This is a genomic window from Achromobacter sp. 413638 (assembly GCF_043119405.1).
GTDB lineage: Bacteria > Pseudomonadota > Gammaproteobacteria > Burkholderiales > Burkholderiaceae_B > Achromobacter.
Genome location: NZ_JBICCO010000151.1, coordinates 1 through 5,802, shown reverse-complemented (window position 1 = coordinate 5,802; position 5,802 = coordinate 1). Strand labels below are relative to the sequence as shown.

General features: G+C 71.6%; 3 protein-coding genes. All 3 read left to right on the top strand.

The window, feature by feature from the left end; all coding sequences use genetic code 11:
* Positions 1–1,676, top strand: a 1,676-nt coding sequence (locus ACEU5R_RS31610; protein WP_392413833.1) for a PD-(D/E)XK nuclease family protein, incomplete at its 5' end; no start/stop codon positions are given.
* Complete coding sequence (locus ACEU5R_RS31605) at positions 1,677–5,126, top strand: UvrD-helicase domain-containing protein (RefSeq protein WP_392413831.1); 3,450 nt, start codon at positions 1,677–1,679, stop codon at positions 5,124–5,126.
* A gap of 17 nt (positions 5,127–5,143) precedes the next feature.
* Entirely contained in the window at positions 5,144–5,542 is a 399-nt protein-coding gene (locus ACEU5R_RS31600) for a hypothetical protein (RefSeq protein WP_392413829.1), read from the top strand.
* Positions 5,543–5,802 lie beyond the last annotated feature (260 nt).

Here is a 5,802-nt window from a genome sequence, read left to right as displayed (position 1 = left end):
CCGGAAAAACCGCGGGCGATGGGGGCGAGCGCGCGCGCCTGTCCGCCATCGACGCGCGCTGGCGGCGCGATGCCCGCCAGCGCGTCAGCGCGCAGGAATGGCGCAGGCAGCTCTCGATGACGCCGGTATTGGCGCAGGCCTGGAACCAGGCCATGGACATCTGGACGCAAGGCGGCCGCAAGGCCAGTTGCGACGTATGGATGCCGCGCATGAAGGCGGCCCTGACGGCGCTGGGCTTTCCGGGCGAAGCCGCGCTGGACAGCGTGGCCTATCAGGTGATGGGCGCGCTGGGCGAGGCGCTGGGCAGTTTCTCGGCGCTGGCGCCGGCGGCCGGCAAGCTGGGCGGGCAGGCCGCCGTGCGCCTGTTGGAAAGCGTGGCCAGGACGGCCACCTTCCAGCCGCAGCGCGACCCGTCGGCGCGGTTGGACGTGCTGGGCCTGTTGGAGGCCGAGGGCGGTTATTGGGATGGGGTCTGGGTGCTGGGCCTGACCGACGACGTGCTGCCGGCCTCGCCCAAGCCCAATCCGCTGCTGCCGCTGGCGGTGCTGCGCCAGGCGCGCGCGCCGCGCGCCACGCCCGAACGCGAACGCGAATGGGCCGAAGGCATGTATGCGGCGCTGTGCCGCTGCGCGCCCGAGATCATTGTCAGCCATGCGCACATGGACGGCGAGCGAGAACTGCGCCCGTCGCCGCTGATCGCGGGCGCCGCGCCGCTGGACTGGACGCCCGCCCGGCCGGCGGCGGCCGAGCCCCTGCCGCAGGAGTCGCTGGACGACCGGCAAGGCCCGCCGCTGGCGCCGGGCGGCCGTGGCGGCGGCGGTCTGGACGTGCTCGACACGCAGGCGCGCAACCCCCTGTGGGCCTTCGTGCGCCACCGCCTCGGCGGCCGCGCGATGGCGGCCTATGCCGACGTGGCCGCCATCAGCGTGCGCGGACAGTTCCTGCATCGCGCGCTGGAACTGGCCTGGGGCATGCTGCCTGACCAGGACGCGCTGCACGCGGCCATGGCCGAGGCGCGGGTGGAGCCCCTGCTGGAGCAGGCCGTGGCGCAGGCCGCCGACGAGACCCTGACCGATTACGCCCCCGCGCTCAAGACGCTGGAATGCGAGCGCGCGCGGCGCGTGCTCGCCAACTGGCTGGACCTGGAGGCGCGGCGCCTGCCGTTCTCCGTCGCGCAGGTCGAGAAGGACCAGCAATGGCAGCGCGGCGCGCTGATGCTCAAGCTGCGGCTGGACCGCATCGACGCGCTGGACGACGGCCGCAAGGTCATCGTCGACTACAAGACCGGCGCGTCCGCCGCCAAGCCCGAACCCGACTGGTCGCGCCGCCGGCCCGTGAACGTGCAACTGCCGTTCTATGCCTCCGTGCTGGCTGACGCCTCTGGCGCCGAGGTGGCCGGGCTGGTGCTGGCGCAGATCCATGCGCGGCAGGTGGCGGCGCAGGGCCTGGCCGATGTCGACCTGGGCATGGCGGGCGTCACGCTGGCCGAGGACAGCAAGTATTTCGACGGCCTGTCCTGGCCCGAGATCCGCCAGCGCTGGCGCGAGGCGATCGAGGCGCTGGCCGACGAATACGCCGCGGGCGTGGCCCCCAACGTGGCCTATCGTCGCGACGACCTGAAATACTGCGACGCCTTGCCGTTCCTGCGGCTGCACCTGGACGACGAGGACGCCTAGATGGCGGAACAAGAACGCCTGCCCCACGACCACGCCGCGCGCGCCGAGGCGCTGGACCCGTCGCGCTCGTTCCTGGTGCAGGCGCCGGCGGGATCCGGCAAGACCGAGCTGTTGACCGATCGCATCCTGGCGCTGCTGGCCACGGTGAACCGGCCCGAGGAAATCGTGGCCATCACCTTCACGCGCAAGGCCGCCTCGGAAATGCACGCGCGCGTGCTGAGCAAGCTGCGGCGCGGCCTGGAGCCCATGCCCGAGCCCATGCACGAGCGCCGCAGCTGGGAACTGGCGCGCGACGCGCTGGCGCGCAACGACGAGCTGGGCTGGCATCTGCTGGAGCACCCGGCGCGGCTGGCCATCCGCACCATCGACTCGTTCTGCGCCGGCCTGGTGCGCAGCATGCCCTGGCTGTCCGAGCTGGGCGGCATGCCGGAGATCACCGACGACGCGCGCGCGCACTACGAGGCCGCGGCCCGCGCCACGCTGGATCTGGCCGACGATTTCGAGGAAGTCCGCATCCTGCTGGAACACCTGGATGTGGACGTGCAGGCCGCCAAGGACGCCATCGCCGACATGCTCGGCCAGCGCGACCAGTGGCTGCCGCTGCTGGCCCACGGTTCGGACCGCGAGAGCATGGAGGAATGGCTGGCCGATGCCATCGGCGAGGACTTGCTGGCGCTGTCCGACGCCATGCCGTTGGGCTGGGCCGAGGCGCTGAGCGGCCCGGCGCGGCTGGCCGCGACGCAGCTGCAGGAGGGCGGGGAAGACAACAAGCTCGCGGCGCTGCTCGATTGGACCGACGAGCTGCCGCCCGACGCCTTTGCGCTGGACGCGTGGCGCGCGCTGGCCCATCTGCTGCTGACCGGCACCGGCTCGTTGCGCAAGACTGTCAACAAGAACCTGGGCTTTCCAGCCAAGTGCGCGCACAAGGAACCCTTCGTCGCCTGGCTTGAAGGCGCCGATGCCGACGCGCCATGGGTGCGCCGGCTGGATGCCGCGCGCGACATTCCCGATCCCGCCTTCACCGACGCGCAGTGGCGGGTGCTGGGCGCGCAGCTCATGACCTTGAAGCTGGCGGTGGCGCAGCTGCGGCTGCGCTTCTCCGACACGGGCGAAATCGACTTCATCGAGATCGCCCAGCGCGCGGCGTCGGCGCTGGGCCATGCCGACGATCCCGGCGAACTGCTGCTGAAGCTGGATGCCTCGATCCGCCATCTGCTGATCGACGAGTTCCAGGACACCAGCCAGACGCAGCTGGACCTGTTGAACACGCTGACCTCGGGCTGGCAGGAAGGGGACGGCCGCAGCCTGTTCCTGGTCGGCGACCCGATGCAGTCGATCTACCGCTTCCGCAAGGCCGAGGTGCGCTTGTTCCTGGAGGTCAAGGACAAAGGGATTGGTCTGCTGAAGCCGGAATTCCTGAACCTCACCGACAACTTCCGTTCGCAGGCCGGCGTGGTGAACTGGGTGAATCGTTCCTTCGTCGGCCTGATGCCGCGCAGCAACGATCCGATCGCGGGCGCCATCGCCTACAGCGCGTCGACGGCCTTTCATGATGCGCTGCCCGGCACGGCCGTCGAGTTCCATCCCGCCTGGTCGCGGGGCGACGCCGAGGCCGCCGAGCAGCAGGCCGAGGACATCGCGGTGACGCTGGTGCGGCAGGCGCTCAAGGAACACAAGGGCAGCAAGCATCCCGTGGCGGTGCTGGTGCGCGCGCGCAGCCATCTGGGCAACATGACGCGCCGGTTGACGCAGGAGGGCATCAGCTGCCGCGCGGTGGACCTGGTGCCGCTGGCCCTGCGGCCCGTGGTGGCGGATCTGGTGCAACTGCTGCGGGCGCTGTCGCATCCGGCCGACCGGCTGGCCTGGCTGTCGGTGTTGCGCGCGCCGTTCTGCGGCCTGACGCTGACCTCGCTGCAGCGCCTGTTCGGCGAGGATCACGTCACGCCCGTGCCCGTGCTGCTGGAGCGCGCGCTGCGCGAACCGGATCCGGAGTCAGCCGCCTCGCAGACGCCCGTACAGGGCTCGCTGTTCGAAGCGCCGCCCGCTGTGCGGGAGGACGAGGGCCGGGCCGGACCGCGCGCGCGCGACGTGCTGGGCGCGGACGAGTACGAACGCCTGCGCCAGGCCGCCGCCGTCCTGCTGGACGCGCGCAACGATTCCGGCGCCATGCCCTTCGCGGCCTGGGTCGAGGCCTGTTGGCGACGCCTTGGCGGTCCGGCGCTGTACACGGGGCTGTCCGTCGCCAATGACGCGGAAAGCCTGTTCCAGCTGGTCGAGCGCCTGGCGCCGCACGGTGCGATCGACATGGCCGCGCTGGAAGCCGGCATCGCGCGGCTGTTCGCCGCGCCTGACGCGGCCGGCGAGGACGGCGCGGTCGAGATCATGACCATGCACAAGTCCAAGGGCCTGCAATTCGAGACGGTCATCCTTTATGGTCTGCACCGCGCGCCGCGCGGTGATCAGGCGCCGCTGGTGCGCTTCGAGCAGAACGCCGACCGGGTGCTGTTCGGCCCGGTCAAGCCGCGCGCCGAGACCGAGGCCGATCCCGTGTCCCGCTACCTGGGCGCGCGCGAGGCGCGCCGCGCGTCCTATGAGGTGGACCGGCTGCTGTACGTGGCCGCCACGCGCGCGCGCAAGCGCCTGCATCTGGTCGGCCATGTGTCGGTGGACGACGCCGGACAGGCCAAGACCCCGCCAGCGGCCAGCCTGCTTGGCCGCCTGTGGCCCTGGCTGACGCCGCCCGAGCCGCCGGCGCGCGAGGGCGAGGCCGCGCGCCAAGCCGACGACGGCCCGGAATGGCAGGGCGAGCCCCTGCGTCGCATCTCCGCCGCCGGACTGGCGCAGCTGGCCGGCCGCGCCGAGCCCAGTTTCAGCCCGGGCTTCTCGGCCGGCGCGCGCGACGGCTGGGGCGACGCGGCCGAGCATCCCGCCTGGCAGCTGGAGGCCGGCTATGACGCCGCCATCGGCACGCTGGCGCACGCCTGGCTCGAACGCATCGGCCGCGACGGCATCGCCGCCTGGCCGGCCACGGCGCTGGCCAGCCGCCTGTCCGCCATGCGGCGCCAGCTGACCCGCGCCGGCATCCCCGCCAGTCAGGCCGACGCGGCCGCCGAAGCCGTGCTGGAAACGCTGCAGGCCACCTTGTCTGACCCGCGCGGCCAATGGCTGCTGTCCCAATCCGGCGCGCGCCGAGAATGGCCGCTGATCGACGCCGCCGGCAAGGTCTCCGTCATCGACCTGGCGCTCAGCACCGAGGACGGCTGGCTTATCGTCGACTACAAGACCGGCCGTTCCCAGCCCGGCGAATCCGCAGAGGCCTTTGCCGCGCGCATGCGCCAACGCCACGGCGAGCAGCTGCGCCGCTACTGTGCCCAGGTCACCGCCCTGGACGGCCGCCCGACCCGTGCCGCGCTGTACTTCCCCCGGGCGCGCGCGTGGATAGACCTTTGACCCAGGAGCCCCCGAGCATGCACTGTCCCGTCCCGCGCCAGAGCCGGCTCGTCGCCCTTTGTCTCGCGCGGTGCGTGGTCGCCGCCATCGTCGCGCTGCCCGCCGCCAGCCACGCCCTGTCGCCCGCCACCCACGCCGAGCGCACCTCCTGCGCCGGTGAAGGCAAGACCCTGCGCTCGCGCGACGCCGCCCGCCCGACCCAGGTCGAATTCATCAACCACGGCAAAGAAATCAAAACGATCTACTGGCTCAACTACGAAGGTCGCCGCGTCTACTACACCCGCCTGCAACCCGGCGACAGCTACATCCAGAAAACCTACGTCTCGCATCCCTGGGTTGTGACCTCCGACGACCTGGGCACCTGCGAAACCGCCGTGCTCCCCGTCCGTACCCCCAGCATCACCATCCTGAACTAGCCATCCAGGCCAAGGCAAAGAGAGCAAGGCAGAGCAGGCAAGGCGATGCCGAGCAAGCAAGGCAAGCAAGGCAAAGAAAGCAAGGCAAAGCGAGCAAAGCAAGGCAAAGCGAAGCAAGCCACCCAGGCAAAGCGAAGCGAGCCAAAGCGGGCAAGCGAAGCAAAGCCCGCCCTCCCTCCCCCTCGGGGGGAGGGCCGGGGAGGGGGCGCACATCCAGGCCCCCTCGGGGGGGGGGGGGGGGGGGGGGGGGGGGGCGGGGG